Origin of the sequence: Secundilactobacillus similis DSM 23365 = JCM 2765, assembly GCF_001311075.1 — a bacterium.
In the GTDB taxonomy this organism is placed as follows: Bacteria; Bacillota; Bacilli; order Lactobacillales; family Lactobacillaceae; genus Secundilactobacillus; species Secundilactobacillus similis.
This window is the reverse complement of record NZ_BBAD01000164.1, coordinates 1-1,317: the sequence shown is the minus strand read 5'-3', so window position 1 is coordinate 1,317 and position 1,317 is coordinate 1. Positions and strand designations below refer to the sequence as shown.

Genomic DNA, 1,317 nt, shown 5'->3' with positions numbered 1-1,317 from the left:
GGTCCCCTGTCAATAAAATAGACAATTTAAATAGAGACTTTTTTGTCCTATGCCACGACTAAATTTTGAATTTGAGTTTGATACTCATCTTCAAGTTGCTTTGGTGATTTGAATCCACAGTGACTGTGAATTCTAACTGTGTTGTAAAACGTTTCAATGTACTGAAAAACTAGTCGTTTAGCTTCGGAGTATGAATGGATTTTAAACCGATTTATCCATTCACGCTTAATCAAGGCATGAAACGACTCAATGCAGGCATTATCCCAAGGATAAGCTTTCTTTGAATAGCTTAATGTCATGTTAGCTGTAACTTGATTGTAAGCTTCAGACGTAAACTGACTACCACGATCACTGTGCATGATTAATGGCTTGCTAATATGGCGACTGTGCTTAGTCTTTTCAATAAGTGGGATGACATTCGATACCTCCAAGGTTTCAGATAAGTCCCAACCAATGATCCGTCGGGAGTACAAGTCCATAATACTGGTTAAATAAACGAATCCGTCATGAACTGAAATATAAGTGGTGTCAATGCACCAAACGGCGTTTGGTCGCAATGGATTGAACTGCTCGTCTAAAATATTTATTAGCTGTTTATCAAACTTAGAATTGCGAGTGGTAGTCGTCCAAGGGGTTAGGTAAACGGCGTGAATGCCAAGTTCACGCATATACTTACCAACAGTTCGTTCAGCGATCTTATATCCTTTTGAGCGAAGTTCTTGGGTGATTTTGCCGGCACCGTAAATACAAAGGCTTTTGAGCCAAATTGCTTTAATTTCACCTTGAATAAACTTCTTCCGAAGCTTTCGCGGTAATTGGTGATTATGACGCTTTTCTCGTTGATAGTAACCACTTCTTGAGATTCCAACGTAATCACACATACCATTGATGGAAGGGTGGGATTCCAAAGCGTGCTGAACGTCCATTTCTTGGTATACCTTTTCGGTAGTTACTTGCTCAGAATCCCGATTGATTTTTTTAACACTTCGATCGCTCCTTCAGCGTCACGAAGTTGACGCTTTAGTCGTGCAATCTCCTTGTCCTTATCGCTGGCAAAATTACCAGAGCCACGGCCAAACTCCCCAGTCTCAGTAAACAGCTTAATCCATTTATGTAATGTACTAGCCCCAATACCTAGATTCTTACTTATTTCATTCATGGTCATGTGATCCTTGTTATCTAAGTAATACTGAACGGCCTGTTCCTTAAATTCCTTGTCATAACTGTGCTTCGTCATTATTTGATCCTCCAATTTACTTCCTTAATTATACTAAATCAGAGTCTCTATTCAACTTGTACACTTTTTATTCTAGGCCC

At 39.4% G+C, this 1,317-nt stretch carries 2 protein-coding genes; both read right to left on the bottom strand.

The genetic code is table 11. The features are described 5' to 3' along the window. Window positions 1-47 precede the first annotated feature (47 nt). Window positions 48-926, bottom strand: a complete 879-nt coding sequence (locus JCM2765_RS16485) for an IS3 family transposase (protein ID WP_054737610.1) — start codon at window positions 924-926, stop codon at window positions 48-50. Between the two features lie 23 nt (window positions 927-949). Further along, entirely contained in the window at window positions 950-1,237 is a 288-nt protein-coding gene (locus JCM2765_RS16480; protein WP_003688751.1) for a transposase, read from the bottom strand. Window positions 1,238-1,317 lie beyond the last annotated feature (80 nt).